22 protein-coding genes are annotated in these 22,042 nt (G+C 51.4%); 7 read left to right on the top strand and 15 right to left on the bottom strand.

The window, feature by feature from the left end; all coding sequences use genetic code 11:
* The first annotated feature begins 226 nt into the window (after positions 1-226).
* Positions 227-442 (top strand): hypothetical protein, encoded by a 216-nt coding sequence (locus PsAD37_RS02075; RefSeq protein WP_063294723.1) that lies wholly within the window; start codon positions 227-229, stop codon positions 440-442.
* 91 nt (positions 443-533) lie between these two features.
* Here PsAD37_RS02075 and PsAD37_RS02070 read toward each other — a convergent pair whose 3' ends face one another.
* From PsAD37_RS02070 to PsAD37_RS02060, 3 genes are read right to left on the bottom strand one after another with little or no spacing between them, the layout of a single operon-like run.
* Positions 534-1,346 carry a heme ABC transporter ATP-binding protein gene (locus tag PsAD37_RS02070; protein WP_063294722.1) on the bottom strand — a complete coding sequence of 271 codons (813 nt, stop codon included), beginning with the start codon at positions 1,344-1,346 and terminating at the stop codon, positions 534-536.
* Positions 1,347-1,355: 9 nt separating this feature from the next.
* The gene (locus PsAD37_RS02065) at positions 1,356-2,459 is read right to left on the bottom strand and encodes an iron ABC transporter permease (protein ID WP_063294721.1); all 1,104 of its coding nucleotides are present in this window, start codon (positions 2,457-2,459) and stop codon (positions 1,356-1,358) included.
* 12 nt (positions 2,460-2,471) lie between these two features.
* Positions 2,472-3,386: a hemin ABC transporter substrate-binding protein gene (locus tag PsAD37_RS02060; protein ID WP_208991641.1), complete on the bottom strand. Its 915-nt coding sequence runs from the start codon at positions 3,384-3,386 to the stop codon at positions 2,472-2,474.
* Between the two features lie 412 nt (positions 3,387-3,798).
* On the opposite strand from PsAD37_RS02060, the gene PsAD37_RS02055 reads away from it, so the two are divergent.
* From PsAD37_RS02055 to PsAD37_RS02040, 4 genes are all read left to right on the top strand, one after another.
* A complete protein-coding gene (locus PsAD37_RS02055) occupies positions 3,799-4,122 on the top strand; it encodes an antibiotic biosynthesis monooxygenase (RefSeq protein WP_063294720.1) in 324 nt (107 codons plus the stop codon).
* A 107-nt stretch (positions 4,123-4,229) separates the two neighbouring features.
* Complete coding sequence (locus tag PsAD37_RS02050) at positions 4,230-4,634, top strand: MarR family winged helix-turn-helix transcriptional regulator (RefSeq protein ID WP_063294719.1); 405 nt, start codon at positions 4,230-4,232, stop codon at positions 4,632-4,634.
* 118 nt (positions 4,635-4,752) lie between these two features.
* A complete protein-coding gene (locus tag PsAD37_RS02045; protein ID WP_057463127.1) occupies positions 4,753-5,190 on the top strand; it encodes a PaaI family thioesterase in 438 nt (145 codons plus the stop codon).
* A 366-nt stretch (positions 5,191-5,556) separates the two neighbouring features.
* Complete coding sequence (locus tag PsAD37_RS02040; RefSeq protein WP_063294718.1) at positions 5,557-6,273, top strand: GntR family transcriptional regulator; 717 nt, start codon at positions 5,557-5,559, stop codon at positions 6,271-6,273.
* A 90-nt stretch (positions 6,274-6,363) separates the two neighbouring features.
* Here the strand turns inward: PsAD37_RS02040 and gyrB are convergent, their stop codons facing one another.
* The 11 genes from gyrB to mtnA form a co-directional block, all read right to left on the bottom strand.
* Positions 6,364-8,817, bottom strand: coding sequence for a DNA topoisomerase (ATP-hydrolyzing) subunit B (gene gyrB, locus PsAD37_RS02035; RefSeq protein ID WP_063294717.1), 2,454 nt, complete (start codon positions 8,815-8,817; stop codon positions 6,364-6,366).
* Between the two features lie 244 nt (positions 8,818-9,061).
* On the bottom strand, positions 9,062-9,685 hold the full coding sequence (locus PsAD37_RS02030) for a LysE family translocator (RefSeq protein ID WP_063294716.1): 624 nt from the start codon (positions 9,683-9,685) through the stop codon (positions 9,062-9,064).
* An 89-nt stretch (positions 9,686-9,774) separates the two neighbouring features.
* Positions 9,775-10,395, bottom strand: a complete 621-nt coding sequence (locus tag PsAD37_RS02025) for a LysE family translocator (RefSeq protein ID WP_063294715.1) — start codon at positions 10,393-10,395, stop codon at positions 9,775-9,777.
* Positions 10,396-10,408: 13 nt separating this feature from the next.
* The gene (locus PsAD37_RS02020) at positions 10,409-11,041 is read right to left on the bottom strand and encodes a LysE family translocator (protein WP_063294714.1); all 633 of its coding nucleotides are present in this window, start codon (positions 11,039-11,041) and stop codon (positions 10,409-10,411) included.
* 167 nt (positions 11,042-11,208) lie between these two features.
* Positions 11,209-12,339, bottom strand: coding sequence for a DNA replication/repair protein RecF (gene recF, locus PsAD37_RS02015; protein ID WP_063294713.1), 1,131 nt, complete (start codon positions 12,337-12,339; stop codon positions 11,209-11,211).
* 118 nt (positions 12,340-12,457) lie between these two features.
* Positions 12,458-13,576 carry a DNA polymerase III subunit beta gene (gene dnaN / locus PsAD37_RS02010; protein ID WP_063294731.1) on the bottom strand — a complete coding sequence of 373 codons (1,119 nt, stop codon included), beginning with the start codon at positions 13,574-13,576 and terminating at the stop codon, positions 12,458-12,460.
* A 347-nt stretch (positions 13,577-13,923) separates the two neighbouring features.
* The gene (gene dnaA, locus PsAD37_RS02005; protein ID WP_057463134.1) at positions 13,924-15,390 is read right to left on the bottom strand and encodes a chromosomal replication initiator protein DnaA; all 1,467 of its coding nucleotides are present in this window, start codon (positions 15,388-15,390) and stop codon (positions 13,924-13,926) included.
* Between the two features lie 176 nt (positions 15,391-15,566).
* Positions 15,567-16,001, bottom strand: a complete 435-nt coding sequence (locus tag PsAD37_RS02000; protein ID WP_063294712.1) for a rhodanese-like domain-containing protein — start codon at positions 15,999-16,001, stop codon at positions 15,567-15,569.
* A gap of 679 nt (positions 16,002-16,680) precedes the next feature.
* Complete coding sequence (gene rpsT / locus PsAD37_RS01995) at positions 16,681-16,947, bottom strand: 30S ribosomal protein S20 (RefSeq protein WP_063294711.1); 267 nt, start codon at positions 16,945-16,947, stop codon at positions 16,681-16,683.
* Positions 16,948-17,125: 178 nt separating this feature from the next.
* Positions 17,126-17,899 (bottom strand): enoyl-CoA hydratase, encoded by a 774-nt coding sequence (locus tag PsAD37_RS01990; RefSeq protein ID WP_057463137.1) that lies wholly within the window; start codon positions 17,897-17,899, stop codon positions 17,126-17,128.
* Positions 17,900-17,988: 89 nt separating this feature from the next.
* Entirely contained in the window at positions 17,989-19,095 is a 1,107-nt protein-coding gene (gene mtnA / locus PsAD37_RS01985) for an S-methyl-5-thioribose-1-phosphate isomerase (protein WP_063294710.1), read from the bottom strand.
* Between the two features lie 238 nt (positions 19,096-19,333).
* On the opposite strand from mtnA, the gene PsAD37_RS01980 reads away from it, so the two are divergent.
* Positions 19,334-20,188 carry a GNAT family N-acetyltransferase gene (locus PsAD37_RS01980; protein WP_063294709.1) on the top strand — a complete coding sequence of 285 codons (855 nt, stop codon included), beginning with the start codon at positions 19,334-19,336 and terminating at the stop codon, positions 20,186-20,188.
* A 226-nt stretch (positions 20,189-20,414) separates the two neighbouring features.
* Entirely contained in the window at positions 20,415-20,834 is a 420-nt protein-coding gene (locus PsAD37_RS01975; RefSeq protein ID WP_063294708.1) for a PaaI family thioesterase, read from the top strand.
* 64 nt (positions 20,835-20,898) lie between these two features.
* On the opposite strand, the gene PsAD37_RS01970 is transcribed toward PsAD37_RS01975, so the two are convergent.
* Positions 20,899-21,822: a LysR substrate-binding domain-containing protein gene (locus PsAD37_RS01970; protein WP_063294707.1), complete on the bottom strand. Its 924-nt coding sequence runs from the start codon at positions 21,820-21,822 to the stop codon at positions 20,899-20,901.
* Positions 21,823-22,042: the final 220 nt, after the last annotated feature.

Raw genomic sequence — 22,042 nt, 5'->3', positions numbered from 1 at the left:
ACAACCCGTTCACGTAATTCTATCGGATATGGCTTGCCCATGTGCCCTCCAAAAACAAGGATGGCAACATTGAATCACAAAAAGTTAAAATGAGAAACCTGAATCAGATCTGGCGCAGCACGCTCTAAACAATCCCTAAAATTCTACCCGCATACATTGCTGATTCTAGCGATCGGCATTTGCCTCCAAAATGAGAATGGTGACTAGTTCATTCTGGGAGGAAACTATGGCCACGATCGCTATAAGCATGGCTTTGGCTCTGTGCTTTACGTCCATTGCCCTTTTGTTTCTTGCCGTGAAAAACAGGTGGTCTGCCCGCTCTAGGGTTCTCAGGCGTAAAGCACCGATCAAAGGCGAGTTTTCGCTTCATCCGCTTAATCTCATCAATGAGGAAGAAGAGAAGATCGAGAAAAAGCGCCTTAAGCGGCGGGACGATCTTTAGGGTGCTTGCGTCGGGGCTGTTTAAACAGCGGAATAAACGGTCTGCGCCACGCATCCGGGAACGCAGGCCGCAAAGCATAATTATGCTGTACTTAGGACGGGCGTAGCTCTGACCAAGACTTGCCGAGATTCTGACCCTTTGCCAGATGGCCCCACTTGGTTTCCAGCATTCGGTCATCAAGGTGGTAGACCGAGCGGAGCAGGTCGGTTGTCACAACATCCTGCGGCGTACCGTGCGCAACCAGATTGCCGTGGTTCAGCACGAATATCTTGTCGGCATAGACGCAAGCCAGATCAATATCATGAAGGACTGCGATAACACCGCCACCTTCATTGGCGTACTTACGTCCTGTCTCCAGTACGTCGATCTGGTGCTTTAGATCCAAACTCGCGGTCGGTTCATCCAGAAACAGATAGTTGGCACGGCCATTTTGTCTTGGTTCCCAAACCTGACAGAGCACACGAGCCAAATGAACACGCTGTTTTTCGCCGCCAGACAGCTCCTGATAGTACCTGTTCAGGTAGGACGTGAGACCGACTCGATCCAGAGCTTCCAGAACGCGCGGGCGTAGTTGCTTTGCGCTAAGGCCGTGTCTGCCGGAGACCAGACCCAGCATAACAACTTCCTCGACTGAGAATGGAAAGGATAGCTGTGAGCTTTGAGGCAACACCGCGCGGCGGCCTGCAAGCTCAACTGCCGAGACTGACCAGATAGACGTGCCATCCAGCATTACGTCGCCTTCAGATGGTGACAGATCGCCCGTCAGGCATTTGAGAAGCGTCGACTTGCCTGCACCGTTGGGACCGATGATTACCGTCAACTCTCCCGGACAACTGCGGAAGTAGACGTCTCGGAGCAGTTTTTTTGTGCCAATGCTTACCGTGATGTTTATTGCCTCAAGCATCTGAGATCCTCACAATTGGACTTGGTTTTTGCGGCCAAGCAGGATGGAAAGGAACACAGGCGCACCAATGATTGCTGTGATGATGCCGATTGGCAGTTCGGCGGGCGCGACCACCGTTCTGGCGACAACATCCGCGGCAACCAATAAGGATGCACCGAGCAATGCGCAGGAGGGAAGGAGGAAGCGGTGGTCTGGTCCAATCACCAGTCTCAAGACGTGGGGCACGACAATCCCAACAAAACCAATTGCACCTGCCGCCGCAACTGAAGCTCCGGCTGCACCTGCAACCAGAACAATGATCAAACGCTTGAGATGCTGTGTGTTGAACCCAAGATGAAAGGCTTCAGCCTCACCCAACAAAAATGCATTCAGGCCCTTTGCGATGAATGGGAGAGAGACGAGCACAGCCAGAGCAAAGGGAAGCGTGGACCAGACTCTTGGCCATGTTGAACTTCCCAGTCCGCCCATGCCCCAGAATGTCAGGTCTCTGAGTTCTGCATCTGTGCTGCCAAAAACGAGAAACCCGGTTATGGCACCAGACAATGCACCAAGTGCAATACCTGCCAGGAGCATGGTCGCGATGGAGGTTTGACCTCGACGAGTTGCGACTTTGTAGAGCAGGGTGGTTGTTGCGGCACCACCGACAAAGGCTCCCCATGGGAGAAGGTAGACCGAATAGTCATCTAAAATCCATGCAGGCAAGCTGGAGGACAGAGTGATCACGCAGACTGCTGCGAGGGCTGCACCAGATGAAACCCCCACTAAACCCGGATCGGCGAGAGGGTTTCGGAACAGACCCTGCATCATTGCACCGGAGGCAGCAAGAGAGGCGCCAACCAAACATCCGAGTACCGTTCTTGGCATCCGAATGTCCATCAGGACGACTTTGTCTCGGAGAGTGAGCGCTGTTTCATCACCAAAGAGCCAGTAATTAACTGCGCCGAATATGTGTGAGACTGATACCTCAGTTGGCCCAACAGCCAGAGATACGAAGCAGATAATCAGGAGCAACGCCGTTAGTGCCTTAACAGCGTACTGCTGGCAGAATTCTCGGCTTGTTCTTGCATGGGTTACGGGTGATTTGAACGCTTCGGACAGTGTCATCTCACTCATTGCCACCTCACCTCACGACTTTGCGTCAGATTTAGCTGCGATTTTCACAAAACGATCACTCAGATCGCGAAGGGCTTGCGCTGTGCGAGGGCCAAAGCCAAGGAGGTAGACGCCGTCCATGACGATGAGATTGCCGTTTAAACCTGCTGGGGTGAGGTTGAAGCCTGGCTCTTTGAGAATTGCTGACTGACCGCTTGAGCCTGGACGAGACATCATCATCACAACATCAGGAGCTGCTGCAATCAACGCTTCTTTGGAGACTGGTTTGTAGCCGCGCAGGTTTGCAAACACGTTGGTTGCGCCAGCCAATCCGATCACGGCATGAGCACCTGTTTCGCGGCCTGCGACCAGCGGCTTTCCACCGCCCTCAGAGATGACAAAGACAACTTTGAGCGGTTTGGCTTGCTGATGTGCGTAGACAATAGCCTCATCAAGATCTGCTTTGACTTTCGTTTTCAGTGCTTTCGTTTCGTCTGGAAGCTGTAATGCGTTTCCGACAATATCAATTTTCTCAAGAATGCCTTCCGGGGAATAAACCTCTTTCACTTCCGTCAGCTTGATAGAAGCAGCTTTGAGGACATCCACCGCTGTTGGTGGGCCAGAACCTTCCATCATGAGGATATGATCTGGGTTGGTTGCGAGCACGCCTTCTGCGCTGAGAGCTCTCATGTAGCCCACGTTGGGAAGCTTTATTGCCTCCTCCGGATAGAGACTTGTGGTGTCGACAGCCGCCAGCCGATCCTGAGCTTCCAGTGCGTAGACAATTTCTGTCAGAGATGAGCCAATCGAGATAATGCGCTGATCATTTTGTGTGCCCTCAGCCTGAACCTGACCGATGAACATTCCAAAGAACAAGCTCAGGAGCGCTGCGGCCACATAAGGAAGCATGAGAGAAAGTGAATCGAGGGCTCTGGTTAGAACACGCATGGTAGCACCCATTTGAGAGGAGGTATTTCATTCCTTCGGGCATGAGTGGCTTCTGGCTTCCCAAATTCGCCCAGTTTGTAAAACGCTATCTTTCAAAATAACATGAGTAAAATACTCATATTTACATATCGGGTCAATCTCTAAATTGCGCTAGGGAGGAAGACAGGCAAATATAAGAAATAATACTTGACTAATAAATTCATATTTTTCTACATACGCTGATCGAGAGCCTTTTAAAGGCGCATCGTTAAGACCATTTTGCCAGCCAAGCGGTTTAAATCGCTAGCCAGCCTCCGCATACCCCTCCCATTCCTATTGTGGTATGTGTTTTGAGAGTGGCTCTGAAGACCTGAAACTTTGCTGAGCTTTTGACTGGAAAGGCTCATGTACTAATTGGCTAAGGAGTTCCGGCGTGTACATCGCAATGAACCGTTTCCGCGTGGTGCGGGGCAAAGAAGAAGAGTTTGAAACCGTTTGGAAAAATCGTGAGCGTCACCTGAGCTCCGTTCCCGGCTACATCGAATTTCGTATGCTCAAAGGCGAGACAGCTGAAGACCATACCCTTTATGCATCCCATACCACCTGGGATACCTATGAGAATTTTGTCGGCTGGACGAAGTCTGAAGCGTTTGCCTCTGCTCATAAAGGCGCTGGCACCCGCATGAACTTCTATCTGGGCGGCCCACACTTTGAAGGCTTTGAAGTCATCCTGACCGAGACCCGCCAAGTCGCTTAAAGCCTTCCTGACTGGAAGCTGCAACTTGCTGTAGCTTCCTTTCTCCCCCTTCCAAAGTATCAATTGTGCCGTTATATTTTGTATGCAAAATTTATGGAGTGTCTGTGATGCGCTTAGATAATTGCATTTTTTATCTGCTTTCCCGCAGCGCCAGAAGTGGTGCGCGGTTTTATAAGAAGCAACTGGAAGAGCTGGGCCTCACACCAGTCCAATCCATTGTGTTGCAAGCCCTTGCTGTTCAGGACGGATGCACAACGTCTCAATTAGGCAAGGCTGCCGAACTGGACAACGCAACACTTACCGGTGTGCTGGACCGGCTTTGCCCCGCTGGGTATCTGGAGCGCAAAGCAAGCCCGGAAGACCGGCGGACCCAGCATATTTTCCTCACCAAGCAAGGTCAGGAAGTTTCCGAAATTCTTGACAGTTTAACCGAAGATGCAAACGCCAGATTTCTTGCGGAGCTGAGTGATCGTGAGAAGGACGATCTCAAGGCGCTTCTCACCCGGCTTTAGGCTGGGCACCCAAATTCATTAGAGCATTGTTTTCATCGCGTAATCTGATTGAACACCTGCAGTCACTTGCAGGATTACGCCTTTATCTCAAAGATTTTCAATAGGACGGATTGAAAAGATGGACGTAAAAGTGATGTCAGGACTGGAGTTCCTGAAAGCCATGCAGAAAGCTGGCAATCGCCCGCCAATGGCGGAAACCATGAATGTAGACCTTGATTGCATTGAGGATGGTCTGGTTCGTTTTAAATGCATGCCAACGAATGATCATCTCAATCCGGGTGGTACAGTGCATGGCGGCTATGCTGCGACGGCGTTGGATTCTGTCCTTTCTCTTGCGGTTCAGACCAAGCTCAAAGACGCCTTCAATTTCCGCGGCACCTCAGAACTCAACGTCAAGTACATACGTCCCATTAAGGTAGGGCAGGTTCTATACGCTGAAGGCCGCGTGGTCAGCATGACACGTCAGACCGGGATCTCTGCCGGAGAAATCGTCGACGAAGAAGGCAAAATTTACGCCTATGCTTCTGGAACTGTGATGATCAAACCAGAATCTTGATCGCATAGTTTTGGACAGGAGCACATAATCGCCTCTATGTGCTCCTTCTTTTGTGGACAAATGAGCTGGCTAAATTAATTTATTTTTGTCTGCTATATATCCTGTTCCGTTGGTTGAAACTCTTCAAAACTGCCAATTAATTAGAATTTATAGCCTTGAAATTGTGTCTTTTTATTCGATTAAATAATACTTACAATGAAGGGCGCAACAATACGCCCTACCCCAAAGGAACTATATTTTACAATTGCACGTAACATAGTTTACACGCTATACGTGCTTATGGTGTTCCTGTGATGAGAAATCCGAAGCTATTTAGTGTAATGTGCTCTCGGATTCGTCTCTATCCAAAAAAAAGCGCTTTCTGTCATGCTGCACTCGATCTCGGACCGCTCCCTCGTTTCTCGCTTTGGAATTTCTCCCTGGTCATCCACCAGTAATCGTAAAAGTGACGCTGTCTATCTTTACCTGGAAGAACAGATCATCGTTGGTGCTCTTAAACCTGGTGAAGCAATTGCCGAACAGACGGTAGCTGATGCGTGTGATTGCGCGCAAGGAACTGTACGTGAGGCCTTGCTTAAACTTCAGCAATCCGGCTTGGTGGTACGGCACGACTACAAAGGCACTCGCGTTGCGGGTATCAGCCGCGCTGAAGCTGTCGAGATTGTCAAAATCCGCATGCAGCTGGAAGAGCAAGCCGGACGAATGATTGCCTCTAACATTTCAAGTGAGACGCGTGACCGGCTCTTTGAAATTCTGGATGCTATGTGTCAGGCAGCCGATGACAACGAGGTGTTTCTTTGCAGCGCTTATGACCGCCTCTTCCATGCAACTCTATTCCGTCAGGCAAACTTGCGCGGACTAGAGCCTATTCTGGAACGGTGCGCACTCCATATGCATCGTGTGACACTGTCACACCGGGATATTCCACTCAATGGTGAAGACATCCATGAAAAGCATATTGCGATCATCGAAACGCATTGCAATGGCACGCCTGAAGAAGCTGCCAACGCTGCGCGTGGGCATGTGAGCTTCCTGTTCGATCGCTGGATGTCAGAGCACACTTTCCTCAGTCTTTCCATTTAGACCGTCGCCAGTTTTCTGCTGGAGCAGCGCATGAAAAAGCCGGAGTGCAGAAGCATCCGGCTTTTGTTGTTTCTTACGCTTGTGCGTTGCTTAGACGTCGAGGTTCGCAACGGATAGTGCGTTAGTTTGAATGAAGTCACGTCGTGGCTCAACTTCATCGCCCATCAGCTTGGTAAAGATGTCATCTGCGGCATCCGCTTCTTTGATCTTCACCTGCAGCAGAGAGCGTACATTCGGGTCCAGCGTGGTTTCCCAAAGCTGTTCTGGGTTCATCTCGCCCAGACCCTTATAGCGCTGCATGGAGATGCCACGGCGCCCTTGCGCATAAACAGCCTCCAGAAGGGCTTGTGGGCCGCGAATTTCGACAGACTTGTCTTTGCGCACCAAGGATGCGGCCTTGTGATAGACCTCATCCAGATGCTTGAAGTAGCTGTCGAGGCGACGCGCATCTGCAGAACCGAGTAGGGCAGCATCGATTGTAGTGACTTCTTTCACGCCGCGAACAACACGGTTGAAGATGAGATCACCCTCTTCAGTTGCTTCACCTTCCCAACCACGCTCAAACTCATCAGCCAGAATGTCCAGGCGACGCGCAATGTAAGCTGCAGCTTCCTGCGCTTTTTCGTGGTTGTGCAGGTTGTCGGAGTTCAGCGCACCGGCAATTGCAGCCTGCTCGACAACAGCTTTGTTGTAGCGGGAATGCAGACCGTTGAGAACGTCGGAGATTTCACGAGCCTCATTAACGACGCTGCGCAGGTCTTCCCCCATGCGCACTTCGCCGCTTGCAAGGCTAAGAGACGTCTCATCCAGACCGCTGCCGATCAAGTATTCCTCAAAAGCCGCTTCATCTTTCAGGTACTGCTCGGACTTGCCGCGCGTAACCTTATAAAGCGGAGGCTGAGCGATGTAGACGTAGCCGTTCTCAATCAGATCAGGCATCTGACGGAAGAGGAAGGTCAACAGCAGCGTACGAATGTGCGCACCGTCGACGTCCGCATCGGTCATGATGATGATCTTATGGTAGCGGAGCTTTTCGAGGTTGAATTCCTCGTTGCCGATACCTGTTCCCAATGCAGTGATCAGCGTGCCGATTTCCTGCGAGGAGATCATTTTATCAAAACGTGCGCGTTCGACGTTCAGGATCTTACCCTTCAGCGGCAGCACAGCCTGATTTGATCTGTCACGGCCCTGTTTGGCAGAGCCACCCGCGGAATCACCCTCCACTATGAAGAGTTCAGCTTTAGAAGCATCGCGCTCCTGACAATCGGCCAGCTTACCGGGTAGGGACGCGATATCCAGCGCGCCTTTGCGGCGTGTGAGCTCGCGAGCTTTACGAGCAGCTTCGCGAGCGCTCGCCGCTTCCACCACTTTGGAAACAATGGACTTTGCCGGAGCCGGGTTTTCTTCCAGCCATGTAGACAGCGCTTCACCAACGAGGTTCTCAACCACCGGACGGACTTCTGAAGAAACCAGCTTGTCTTTGGTCTGGGAGGAGAACTTTGGATCAGGCACTTTTACAGAAAGCACGCAGGACAGACCTTCGCGGCAATCTTCACCAGTTGGGTTTACTTTCTCACGCTTTAGGATCCCTGACGAATCTGCGTAGCCAGTCAACTGACGTGTCAGAGCGGCGCGGAAACCAGCAAGGTGCGTACCACCATCACGTTGTGGGATGTTGTTTGTGAAGCAAAGAACGTTTTCGTGGTAACTGGAGTTCCACCACATGGCCACTTCTACAGTGATGCCGTCTTTTTCGGCAATCATTGTAACAGGCTCTTCGATGAGCGGATGCTTGGCACGGTCCAGATAACGAACGAATGCTTCCAGACCACCTTCGTAGTAGAGCTCTTCAACGCGAGGCTCGACACCACGATTGTCTGTCAGAATGATGCGGGCACCGGAGTTGAGGAAGGCCAGCTCGCGCAGGCGGTGCTCAAGGGTGTCGTAATCAAACTCAATTTTGGTGAAGGTTTGAGGAGATGGAGTGAAGGTCACCTCCGTACCGGATTTACCCGGAGCGTCGCCGACAACTTTCAAAGGAGCTTCAGCTTCACCGTGATGGAAGCGAAGGAAGTGCTCTTTGTCATTGCGGAATACACGCAGCTCCAATGTGGTGGACAGTGCGTTCACCACAGAAACACCCACACCGTGCAGACCGCCGGATACCTTGTAGGAGTTGCTGTCAAACTTACCACCAGCATGGAGCTGGGTCATAATAACTTCAGCCGCAGAAATTCCCTCTTCCGAGTGAATGTCTACCGGAATACCGCGTCCGTTATCGGTCACCGAGACAGAACCATCAGCGTTCAACGTAACGGTCACATAATCGGCATGACCGGCCAGCGCTTCATCGATGGAGTTGTCGACAACCTCATAGACCATATGGTGCAGGCCCGAGCCATCATCGGTATCACCGATATACATGCCGGGGCGTTTACGTACAGCATCCAGGCCTTTCAGCACTTTGATGGAATCTGCACCGTATTCACCTGCGCCATTTTCCTGCTCAGGTCCGCCATTTTCAGGGGTCGACGTTTCGCTCATTCGAATCACTTCACACAACGGTTTTCATTAGGGTTCATGTTATAATTGGTTGGGCAAATGGTTCAAGCAATCTGGGAGTTTAAGCGCTCGTAAACCAAGGGAAATATTGCATAAACACTATTTTTAAGGGGGGATAATTTCCTTAGCGTGCATCCCATGGATTTGCTTGCACGATTAGCACCCCAAGTTTTCATTTTTGTGCCTGGCATTTTCTGAAAATTGAAACCACTTATCGGTGATATTGCTACCGTGTAATCATCAGTACTGCGATGCCGAGAAGTCCCAGAGAAGCCATTCGATTAATCAGGTACATCGTCTTTTCTGACCTCAAGAACTGGCAAAATTTGACTGCCAGAAATGAATAGGCACCGTTGATGATCAGTAAGATGGCTGACAGCACAGCGGCGAGTTCAACAAAGCCCAGCAGGCTCATTTCCTCAACGCTGACCAAATTGGGCATCAGCGCGAGGTAGAACATGATTGCCTTGGGGTTTGACAGGTTGAACAATAACCCAGCAAACAAGGATGTCTTCGCAGAAGATTGTGGTGGGATTGAGTTGCCGTAATCCTCCGAAGGAGCTGCATTTGCGCTCTTCCAGATGCCCCAAGCTAAATAGGTGAGATAGGCAGCACCTAACCACTGCAAAGCCACGAAGGCTCCAGAAAAACTGCTGGCAATTGCCGCTAATCCCAGTGCAGCCATGGAAAACCAGAGCAGATCACCGCTCAACAGCCCCAAACAGAACAGCACAGCACCGCTGCTGCCAAAGCTCATAGCCCGGGCAATGATTGCAAAAACAGCAGGGCCGGGAATGATCGCTAATGTGAAAAGCGTGCCACCAAACAGGGCAAGGCTGGTTACATCCATAAATCTGCAGCGGTTCTTTCGTGGTGACGAGCACTTTCAGTTTACGGCGCCGCAGTCTTCCGCAAGCGCCGTCTCAAAGAGCAGATTGCTCAGCGGGTCACCATGGTTGCTGCCACGCCGACCATCACTACACTGGAACTTCTGTTCAGGCGCTGGAATGCTTTTTGCGACGAAATCAGCTTCTTTGCAGAGACCGCCAAATAGGCATAGATGCCGAAGACGATGAACAACACACTGGCCATGGTTGCTGCCAGTTCCCAATAAGCCAGCAGGTTGATCTTATCCATGGGCACGATGTTAGGCATCAGCGCCATATAAAAGATCACGACCTTTGGGTTGGACAGGTTCATTGAGAGACCAGCAAGCAAGGCTGTAAAACGTGAGGACGCCTCTACAGCTGCATCACCATCTTGCGTTGGAGCTACGCCCTTTGAGTTCCACATCCCCCAAGCGACGTACAGCAGATAGGCGGCTCCAACCCATTTGAGCGCCATAAAAATAATCGCGTAGTTGGTCGCGATGGCTGCCAGCCCCATAATTGCGAGCGTAAACCAAAACAGATCGCCAAAGATCATGCCGACAACGAACATAGGTGTGCCACGCATGCCTTGTCCGAAAATACGGGCAAGCAAAGCGGCGATACCGGGACCCGGTGTGATTGCTGCAGCGAACAAGGTTCCTGCAAAAAACAAAAGAACTGCCAATTCCATTTTATTGCTCTTCTTATCGCGCCACGATTGCGGCAGCGGTGCCAAACATTGCAACACTCGCGCTCTTATTCAATCGAGTCACGGCTTTTTCTGAAGTCAGGAGGCTTCGTGCCCGTACGGTCACACCAATATAGATTGCAAAGACCAGTGACAACACAGCAAGCGTAACAAACATCAACTCAACCAACCCAATGGTTGTGACGGTTTCCATGGGCACCACGCTTGGCATCAAAGCCGCGTAGAACAGCAGACCTTTAGGGTTGGAAAGCGTGATCAACATGCCAGAGACCAGCGTTTTGGCACTGCATTTGCTGTTTTGCTGCACGTGGACGGTGTCTTCATTTGCCTGAGCTGTCTGAAGGCCACTGGCACGCCAGAGCTTCCAGGCTAGAAACAGCAGGTAAGCAGCACCCGCGTATTTGACGATGGTGAACGCCAGCACGTAGGTGCTTGCTAGTTTCGCCAGACCCAGGATTGCCAGAATAAACAAACACATGCTGCCGATCAGCATACCAGAGACAAATGTGAGTGTACCTTGCAACCCAAAACCGAGTGTACGGGAAACCAGTGCCGTAATCGCAGGGCCCGGTGTGATGGCAACAACAAACAGAGTTGCCCCGAAAACGAGGAGAATTTGCAAGTCCATGGGGGTCACTTAGGTCAGAGATAGGGCGCTTAACGCAGTTTGCGTATTCTCATCGGAAAGCTTGTCTCTGCTTTTCCAGAATACCGCCCAAGACTAATCACAAGGATATTTCTCTGACAAGCGAGATAAAAGCGGCTTGCCTTCAAGCCAGCTCAATGATGGCACTTTTAGCTTAGCACAATACCACCGTTTGTAACCTCAAAAATCTGTGCGGCACTTGGCAGGTCTTTGAAGAGGTTTTCGTCGGTGCCAGTCATGAAAACCTGACCACCCAGAACTTCCAGCCGTGTAAAGAGAGCTTCGCGGCGGCCAGGATCCAGATGAGCGGCAACTTCATCCAGCAGCAGGATCGGAGTCATGCCGGAGATTGATGAGGTGAGGTCTGCATGTGCCAGAACCAAGCCAATCAATAGCGCTTTTTGCTCTCCAGTTGAAGCTTGCGCGGCAGGCATTTGCTTTTCGCTATGAACCACGTAAAGGTCAGAGCGGTGCGGGCCATCCAGAGTACGTCCGGCGGCACGGTCACGGAAGCGACCTTCCACCAGCAAATCCCGATAGCAATCTTCCCGATCTGATGCGCTCATGCCGATGGTTGCGGTTTCAAACGCGCCTTGCAGGTGGATTTCTGCGGACGGGAAGGGGAGGCCGAGCAGCTTTTGTGCTTCTAACGTTTTGGCCAGCAAACTCACGGTTTCACTACGAGCCAGAGCGACAGCGGTTCCCAGTTCAGCAACCTGCGCTTCGATGGCATCCAGATATTCGGGCGTTCCGCCCTCAGACAACAGGCGATTTCGCTGGCGCAATGCTTTTTCAAAGCTTGCGACCATTCTGCCATGAGACGGATTGAGGGAGAGGACCAAACGATCCAAAAATTTACGTCGATCAGAAGCTGAGCCCGTGAACAGGCCATCCATGGACGGGACCAGCCACAACACACGAAGGTATTCCAAGAGAGCTTCAGATGAGCGGGCTTCTTCGCCATCAATGCGGATGCGGCGTCCCGGTTCTCCGGCAGTTAAACCTGTACCGATGCGGGTCTCACCAAATTCTCCATCCAAGATCGCGCTGACAGCCCAGCCGCCAGACCCATCGGCGCGGGCAATATCGCCCAGTGTTGCGCGGCGGAGACCACGACCAGCGGAGAGAAAGGAGATTGCTTCGAGAATATTGGTTTTGCCTGCGCCGTTATCGCCAACAAAAGCGACCATTCGACTGTTCAACTCAACGCTTGTTGCGTTGTAGTTTCGAAAATCCGTTAGCGCGAGGCGAGTAAGCGCCACAGGCACTGGATCCGACATTCAGGCTCTTTCTGGTTACATGAATTTTGAGCATATTCTCATCCGAAAATCGGCTGCTATTTTCGGGAATATGTAGCAGAAGAAAAATGCCCCCGGCTTAGGACCGAGGGCAAAACATTTAAACGCGCATTGGCATGAGAACGTACAGCGCTTCATCACTGCCTTCATCGCGAACGAGGGTCGGAGAACCGGAATCCGCAAGTGTGAAAAGCGCGGAATCTGCTTCCAGCTGAGCTGCAATATCCAACAGGTACTTGGAGTTAAAGCCGATCTCGAATTCTTCGTTGTCGTACTCAACTGCAACTTCTTCAGTCGCGGAGCCAGAGTCCGGGTTGGTGACCGTCAGAACGATCTTACCTTCGCTCAGGGACATTTTGACTGCACGGCCACGATCAGATGCGATGGTGGATACGCGATCAACTGCTTCCTTGAAGGCATCACGATCAACGCGCAGTTCCTTGTCGTTTCCTTTTGGAATGACGCGCTCATAATCCGGGAAGGTTCCGTCTATGAGCTTAGACGTCAGGATGATGTCACCAATGGTGAAACGGATCTTGGTTTCAGAGATCTCAACTTTGATCTCAACTTCCGGATCATCCAGCAGCTTCTGAATTTCGCCAACGGTTTTACGCGGTACAATTATACCAGGCATACCCTCTGAGCCTTCCGGCGCCTCAAGCTCAGCCTGAGCGAGGCGGTGTCCGTCCGTTGCCACAGCACGGAGACGCAGGCCTTCGCCTATGTCCAGAGAGTGCATGTAAATACCATTGAGGTAATAGCGAGTTTCTTCCGTAGAGATTGCAAACTGGGTGCTGTTGATCAACTTGCGAATACCACCAGCGGTCATGGTGAAGCTGTGTGTGAACTCACCTGCTGTCAGATCAGGGAAGTCAGTGACTGGCAGGATTTGCAGCGCGAAGCAGGACCGCCCGGCGCGAATTTCCATGGTGCTGCCATCACTAGAAGTTTCCAAAACAACCTGAGAACCATCTGGCAACTTGCGCACGATCTCGTAGATCATGTGAGCTGGCACTGTGGTTCCACCTGGCGTTTCGACCATTGCTGCGATGCTTTCCACGACCTCAAGATCCAAATCGGTTGCCTTAAGCTTGAGGTTGCCACCTTCAGCCTGCAACATAACGTTGGAGAGGATCGGAATGGTGTTCCGCCGTTCCACCACACGGTGTACGTGGGTCAGAGACTTCAAAAGCTCGGTCCGCTCAAGTGTCACTTTCATGCGAAACGTCCATTCTTCTGGGCGGAGCATCGCGCCGGTGCAGCGAACTCCGCGAATTACTAATACAAATTGCCCAGTCTCAGTGCAGAGGCCCACTTGGTCTGCACTCGCCCACTATGCCGAGTTTAACCTCATGCAGGGTCGTTCAAACTGCACGTTTAGCTCGCAAAATGCAAGAGGGGCGCTGCAAGCAGCGCCCCAATAATCACCAAATTCCTGCAAGGAGTCCCAATGGCTCCGTGTAGAGGACGCTTATTAGAGCACGTTGCATTCACGCATCGTGCTCTAAGTTCTTTGCTAGAGCTCATTCAGACCATTTGATTGAAACCAATCAAATGGAATGCGCTCTAGGCATCCAGCATACGCTTCAGCAGCTCCAGCTCCTGCGCAAGACCGTTATCTGCCTTGGAGAGCTCTTCGATTTTACGAACTGCATGGAGTACTGTTGTGTGGTCACGATTGCCGAAGCGACGACCGATCTCTGGCAGAGAACGTGGGGTCATCATCTTAGCGAGATACATAGCGATTTGACGAGGGCGCACGATGGTGCGTGTCCGGCGTGCAGAAAGCAGATCTGCCTTTGTGACGTTATAATGCTTGGACACGACGCGCTGAATATCTTCGATTTTAACGCGTCGTGGTTCAGCTGCACGGATGAGATCACGCAGAGTGATTTCAGCCATCTCCAGAGTTACCGGAGAGTTTGTGAGCTGATTATGTGCAACGAGACGGTTCAAAGCACCTTCCAGATCACGACCTGAAGAGGTTACGTTGCGTGCAACGTAGTCCAGAACGGCCTCCGGCACAGTGAAGTTCGGATATGAGCGCTGCTGAGCACGCATACGATCTTCAATGATAGCGCGACGAAGCTGGAAATCTGGTTCGGAGATATTTACGACCAGACCGCCTGCCAGGCGGGAGCGAACGCGATCATCCAGGCTTTCCAATTCAGCCGGAGCGCGGTCAGCTGCAACAACAACCTGACGAGCACCATCAATCAATGCATTAAGAGTGTGGCAGAACTCCTGCTGCACCTGCTTGCCATGAAGGAACTGCATGTCATCGATCAGAAGAAGATCGATAGAACGCAGAGTTTCCTTGAAGGACATTGCAGACTGCGCCTGAAGCGCGGCAACGAAGCGGTACATGAAATGCTCTGCGGTGAGGTACAGAACACGGCGACCAGCCATACGGGCTTGATTTGCAATCGCCTGCATCAAGTGGGTCTTACCAAGACCTACAGAAGCATGGAGGTAAAGCGGGTTAAAGGTTACGACACCGCCGCCTGCAACTTGCTTTGCTGCTGCAAGAGCCAGAACGTTGGATTCACCTTCAACAAAACTTTCGAAGACGTATTTCGGATCGAGGGATGCCCCTTCGAGTACGTCTTTAGAAGAAAGGTCGGAACGACCACCTCGACCGCCCATCATCGATGGCATTGGGGACGTTGCGCGCAGACCAACAGGATCATTTACCTGAATTGGGCGCATATCAGTCTTGCCACCCAGTGCTGGGCGTGCAGCTGGCTTAGCCGCTGCAGGACGGGGACGAACGGCACCGCGAACGGTGAGCTCGATCTTATGAATGTCATCACATTCATTTTTCCAAAGTCCCATCAGACGCTCTGAATAATGAGACTGAATCCATTGCTTCAAAAACCGCGTAGGAACAGACAAACGAACGGTGCCGTTGGTGTGCCCTTCCATGTCTACGCGTGCAAACCAGCTGGAGAATACATCTTCACCCAGCTCAACACGTAGACGTTTCTTAACGCGATCCCATTGCTCCGGCCCTGGAGCTTCCTGAACGTGCATGCTCGCCTCCTTGCAGCCGTTGAGTATTCCGCCACAGATACTCAACCATCAAATCTATTGCGCTCATTTCGAGCTTTGTTGAACCAGACGCTTTTTTATTTCGTTGTCATTAGACAAAAACATCACATCGGTGTGGCGCCCACACACCGTTGCTAAATTCTAATATTTCTTGGGAGCTATCCTTGGCTCCACGGAAGACCTTGAGCCTTCCACCCAGAAACCGAGCCTCGATGACCTTCAGCATCATGACCGCCTTCAAAGCCGCCTGCTACGTTGTAGCAGTTTTTGTAGCCAAGGGTTGTCATCGCGATCGCTGCTGCCTTACTCCGAACTCCAGAGCGGCACAAAAAGAAGATCGCAGCGTTTTGGTCAAGTCCTTTTTGCGTCAATGCGTCAGAAAGTTGATTCGCAAAGCCCTCATGAGGGCCATTGGATGGGAAACCCTGCCATTCAGCAAGGATGACTTCCTTCTCCAATTTGGAAAGATCCGGAATGCCTACGAAGGTCCATTCAGCGTTGGTTCTTACATCTACAAGAATTGCAGAACCATCAGCTTTAAGGCTCTCGAAAACTTCCGTTACACTTCGATCGCCTGCATAGGACTCATGCATAGATACTTCCATTTACTAACCTAGACGCATTACGTTTGCTCACCCAAATGAGTAAGCCACTATAAAAAGACTCAAAATCGAAATTCAAGAAAAATCAGAAGGAAAAGCAACAATAGCAGCAAAATGACGCAACAACTCTAGTAGTCTAAATTGCAATTACTATAAAATGCAACGCCTAGACTTTACGCCATCTGACCATCTTTGCCCGACCCTGGTTCGATTCTTCTAACTTGTATGCTGGGATCGGGTAGCAACCCGACTTCTTCTTGACCATACACAGCCGATTTTGGTCCCGCAATAGCGGAAAGTTTACAAAACGCAAATGCCCTTTCTATGACGCAAGGTCAAGCTCATATGTCGTCAACGGCTAAGTTCGGCAAAAAGCAGTGAACTCAACAACTTTCTCGATATGCGCTTGGTTAATGGTGGGCCCGGGAAGCGAATAAAAAAAAATTATCCGGCCTTCTCTTGACTCACCAAGAATCTGCTCATTTCAACTGTGACAATTTCAACCTAGAACCAAGTCGTTGTTTTTTAAGAATTTTCCTTGACAGGCTCCGAGACTAGTCCACAGGCTATCCGCCGTGAAAATGCCCCAGTTTTATCCTAGGGTAAGCTTATCCAGCTAACAAAAAAGCCCGGCCATACGACCGGGCTTTTTTAGTCCAAAAAAATTGGATTAGGCGCCGAGCGCCTTAATGCGGGCATTCATGCGGGATACTTTGCGAGACGCAGTGTTCGCATGCATAACGCCTTTAGCAGATGCACGCATGATCTCAGGCTGTGCAACTTTGAATGCTTCGTTAGCAGCTGTCTGGTCACCCGCGACAATTGCTTCTTCCACTTTACGAACGTATGTACGTACGCGGCTACGGCGAGCCTTATTAGTGGCCGTCTGGCGAGCAATTTTACGTGCCGCCTTCTTGGCCGAAGGAGTGTTGGCCATGGGCTCTGTCCTGATCTGTCAGTAAGAACTGTTTTCAAATCGCGAACGAGACCGCCCAAAGCCGCCCCGATCAAACGAATTCAGTGGCGAACAAAATCCGCCTCTGGTTGTGGAGCGCTTATAGTTGGGAGTCTTAGCCTCGTCAACGAAAAAAGGTGTAGACCTGCCTAAAAACGGCTTATCCGTCTTCGAATTCAGGTTTTCTCTTTTCAATGAATGCCTTCATACCTTCTTTTTGATCGCTGGTTGCAAACATAGAATGGAACAAACGACGCTCAAAACGAATGCCTTCAGCAAGTGTTACTTCGTAAGAACGGTTTACACTTTCCTTCGTCATCATAACAATTGGAGTCGAGAAACTTGCAATCTTTTCAGCAGCTTTGATTGCTTCAGCAACCAGATCCTCATTTGCGATAACACGAGAAACCAGACCAGCGCGCTCAGCCTCTGATGCATCCATCATACGGCCTGTCAAGCACATTTCCATTGCTTTTGACTTGCCAACAAGCCTTGTTAATCTCTGTGTACCACCTGCACCTGGCATAACGCCAAGTTTGATCTCTGGCTGACCGAATTGCGCAGATTCTGCCGCCAGAATGAAATCACACATCATGGCAAGCTCACATCCACCGCCCAGCGCGAAGCCTGCGACGGCTGCGATGATCGGCTTACGCTTTTGTGCGATCTGATCCCAGCTGGTGATGAAGTCCATCAAATAGGTCTGCGGATAGTCGTATTCTGCCATCACTTTAATGTCAGCGCCCGCCGCGAAGGCTTTCTCAGAGCCGGTGATGACTGTCGCGCCAATTTCAGGATCGCGATCAAATACGTTCAGTGCTTCATCAAGCTCAGCGATCAGGTCGCTGTTCAGTGCATTCAATACTTTCGGGCGATTTAGCGTAATCAGGCCAATCTTGCCGCGTGTCTCAACCAGAATATTCTCGTAGGACATATGTCCCTCCCAATAAATCAACTTGGATTTCTGCCCTAACATTGAAGAGTGATGGCTTAGCGGCAAGGTATCCGTTTGTCTTAGTTCTATCAGGCGTCGGTGTTTGCCCGCTCTGGAAACAGTGCTGCGAGCCCTTCTTTGCTTGCTGCACAGATGCCGCGCTCGGTGATCAGGGCGGTGACGTATTTTGATGGCGTCACATCAAACGCGAAGTTGGACAAGGGGGTCTCTGGCGGGCAAATGCGCACCTTCTCGACCTTACCATCCGCGTTTTCGCCTGAAATCCACGCGACCTCTTCACCGCCACGCTCTTCAATCGGAATTTCCTTCAGGCCATCCGCAACGGTCCAGTCGATGGTTGACGAAGGCAAAGCCACGAAGAAAGGGACGCTGTTGTCATGAGCTGCGAGCGCTTTGAGGTAGGTGCCAATCTTGTTGCAGACATCGCCGTGTGCGGTGGTTCTATCCGTTCCCACGATGCAAAGATCCACCATGCCGTGCTGCATGAGATGACCACCTGCATTATCGACCAGCAACGTGTGAGGAACGCCGTGCTCTCCCAGCTCCCATGCGGTCAGGCCTGCGCCCTGATTGCGCGGGCGGGTTTCATCAACCCAGACATGGATCTTGATGCCTTTGTTGTGGGCCTGATAGATCGGAGAGGTGGCTGTCCCCCAGTCCACGGTTGCCAGCCAGCCGGCATTGCAGTGGGTCAGGATGTTAATGGTCTCGCCCGGTTTCTTTTGCGCGGCGATCTCTTCAATCAGCTTGAGGCCGTGCTTGCCGATGGATTCGTTGCAGGCCACGTCCTCATTCGAAATCACGACGGCCCGCTTCCACGCGGCTTCCGCTCGTTGCTCTAATGGTAGATCTGAGAGCAGGTTTTGCATGTCATTCAGTGCCCAGCGCAGGTTGATCGCGGTGGGGCGGGTTGCGTGGAGCACCTGCCACGCATTGCTTAGTGCTGCATCGCTTGGGTCCCGCGCCATTTCCAGCGCAACACCAAAGGCGGCTGTTGCGCCGATCAGCGGAGCACCTCGAACCCACATATCCTTGATGGAAACTGCTGCATCTTCCAGATTGCGCAGTTCAACCTCGACAAAACGATGAGGGAGGCACGTCTGGTCGATGATCCCGACAGATTTTCCAGCTTCCAGCGGCCAAATGGAACGGTATGCTTTACCATGAACCTTCATCGCGACGTCTCCTACCCATGTATGCGGTTTGTGCGTCAGATTATCGGATTTTTCCGTGGCTCCATCTGCATTTTATCGCGTCCGGTTTCTTTTCCTCATAAAGTTCTGCAGTCCGCAGTTTCCGCATGGTCCAATTAGATGAAAGCCTTTCATCTCCTCTTTAACCATACTGCGCTACGCTGACTCTCTTACGTCAGTTTACACCTCAACTTTGCCGGGTTGATGAAAGAGGCTTCCGATGGCTCCGCTGGATACTGAAATTCGCGTTATGGATGAAGATGGCATTCTGACCATGCTGGATTGGGCCGCCCAAGAGGGGTGGAATCCAGGTGAAGATGATGCACCATCCTATTATGCGGCGGATCCCGGCGGTTTTCTTGGCTGCTATCTAAACAATCAGCTGGTTTCAATGGTGTCTGCCGTTCAATACGGTGAGGCCTATGGCTTTCTTGGCTTTTACATCTGTCATCCAGAGTTTCGCAGGCAGGGCCTTGGGGCTGTCATATGGAATGCCGCCATGAAACGGCTGGAAGGGCGGACGATTGGCCTTGATGGCGTGGTGGCAGAGCAAGACAATTACGCCAAATCCGGCTTCAAGCTCGTTCATCAAAATATGCGCTACAGCGGCATATCTGATGTCACCATGCCTATGGATCAGCGTATTTCCATCATCGGCAAGGGCATTTTGCCGAGCATTATAAAATATGACCGCAACTACTTTCCGGCAGAGCGCTCCGCTTTTCTGGAACGCTGGATAGAGCCAATGAACCCTATGCGCCGGGGCCTCTATCTGGTTGAAGAGGGAATTGTTCGCGGTTACGGCGTTATCCGTGCGGCCCGTGATGGGTATCGCATTGGCCCAATGGCCGCTGAAACTCCAGAAGGGGCTGACCTGCTGTTCCGCGCCCTTGCTGGCAGCGCCAAAGGGCAGATGATCAACATTGATCTGCCTTTGCCTAATGAACAAGCCGTGGAACTGGCAGAGCGCTACGACCTATCACCCGTGTTCGCTACCGCCAGAATGTATAAGGGCCAGGACCCTAACCTCCCCCTCGACAAGATCTACAGCTTTGCGAGTTATGAGCTGGGGTAGAGGTGGCTCACAAAGCTCTAAACTCCGAATTCCGAACTTAAGAAACTGCACAGCGCATAGCATTCACGAAGAAATTCTGCTTGTTGCACGTGCTTGACGACAGAAACTAGTGATTGTCTAATCAATATTCGAAGCTTTTGTCTTCTTGTTTGGGCACCTTGGCCAGTCTTCATTTTGACTGATCCGATTGTTCCTATTAGGCAATAGTCAACGGAGAGGGGAAGACATGGGAAAAGGCATTTTTCAGAAAATGTTGGATGGCGAACTTCCACTACCAAGAGCCGCAGCAACTCTGGGGGCAAAGATCATAGAAGTTGATCCGAGTGCAGGCACATCTATTATCAAATTTGATGGCAAAGAGGAATTCACCAATCCTGTAGGCAATATACAAGGCGGGTTTCTGGCAGCAATGCTGGATGACACGATGGGCCCTGCTTTAACTGCAATGCTGGATGAGAACGAATTCGCCCCCACTTTAGAACTGAAGATAAACTTCATTGCCCCAGCACGCGTCGGTCTCCTGACTGGTTTTGGTCATGTGATCTCTAAAGGAGGAACCGTATGTGTTCTTGAGGGAGAGCTGAAACAAAATGACAAACTGATCGCTCGTGCCTCTGCAACCGCCCTGATACGGAAAATTAAATAATGAAGCCTGAACCTTGTACAATGAGTGGTCTCAACTCTTGAATGGATAAAAAGTGCTCCATTATCTACTGCGGTAACAGCGTCTCCCGGTCCAACTGCTGTTCGTGGGCTTCTTCCTGGAGCCAGGCTTTGAAGGATTTTACGACTGGGCGCAGGGTGCGGTTTTCGGGGTAGACGAAGTGGTAGGCGGAGGAGAGTTTTAAGCTGATGTCGAACAGGCGGACCAGAGTGCCTGCGGCGAGTTCTTCTTCGATAAAGAACTTCGGTACCAGTGCCACGCCCAAGCCGGAGGCGGCGGCCTGTGAGATCATGGTGAACTGATCGAAGCGCGGGCCCTGAAAGGCGCTGTCTGTTTCTACACCTGCCAGCGAGAACCATTTTTGCCATGCATCTGGCCGTGTTGACTGGTGCAGGCGCATAACGTCAATCAGGTCCTCCGGCGCACGCAGGCTGTGTCTGTCGCGAAATGCTCTGGAGGCAACTGGAATGACCTCTTCCTGAAACAGCGGCTCCGCAATGGCTCCTGCCCAGACAGGTTCGCCGTAATGGATGGCGCCGTCGAATGGCTCTACCGAGAAATCGAATGGGCGTAGTCTGACGGAGAGGTTGAAGCTGGCTTCCGGGTAGCGCTCGTGGAAACGGGGGAGGCGGCGGGCGAGCCAACGCGTGCCGAAAGTTGGGAGCACTGCGACGTTGAGCACATCCTCACTGCCTGCAAAGGACATCACTTGACGGGTCGCGCTGGTCATCTTTTCCAGCGTGCCGCGGATGTCATGCAGGTAGATACGCCCTGCATCCGTCAGAACAATGCGCTGGCGAATCCGTTTGAACAGCTCAACACCCAAGCGACCTTCCAAAAGGCGCACCTGTTTGCTGACTGCGCCTTGCGTCAGGAACAATTCTTCAGCTGCACGCGTGAAACTGCCGTGCCGCGCTGCGCTTTCAAATGCGATCAAACAGTCTATCGGGGGGATAAAACCACGCTTCATCCTGACCTCTCATGATGCCGTGAACAGCTCGAAACTCCTGAAATCGCGAGGTTAAGCACACCCAACACGATTAAATTTCGTTCTATCTGGCATCATCTCCTTCTTAAAACAGAATCTCAAATAGGCCGATACCCATTATTATCCTACTGATTTTAAGCAGTTTTCTCACTAGCGCAAGATCCAAGCGAAATTATCAGTCATTCCATATGCGAATGAATAA

The organism is Pseudovibrio sp. Ad37 (assembly GCF_001623075.1).
In the GTDB taxonomy this organism is placed as follows: Bacteria; Pseudomonadota; Alphaproteobacteria; order Rhizobiales; family Stappiaceae; genus Pseudovibrio.
This window is presented reverse-complemented; position numbering and strand designations above follow the sequence as displayed.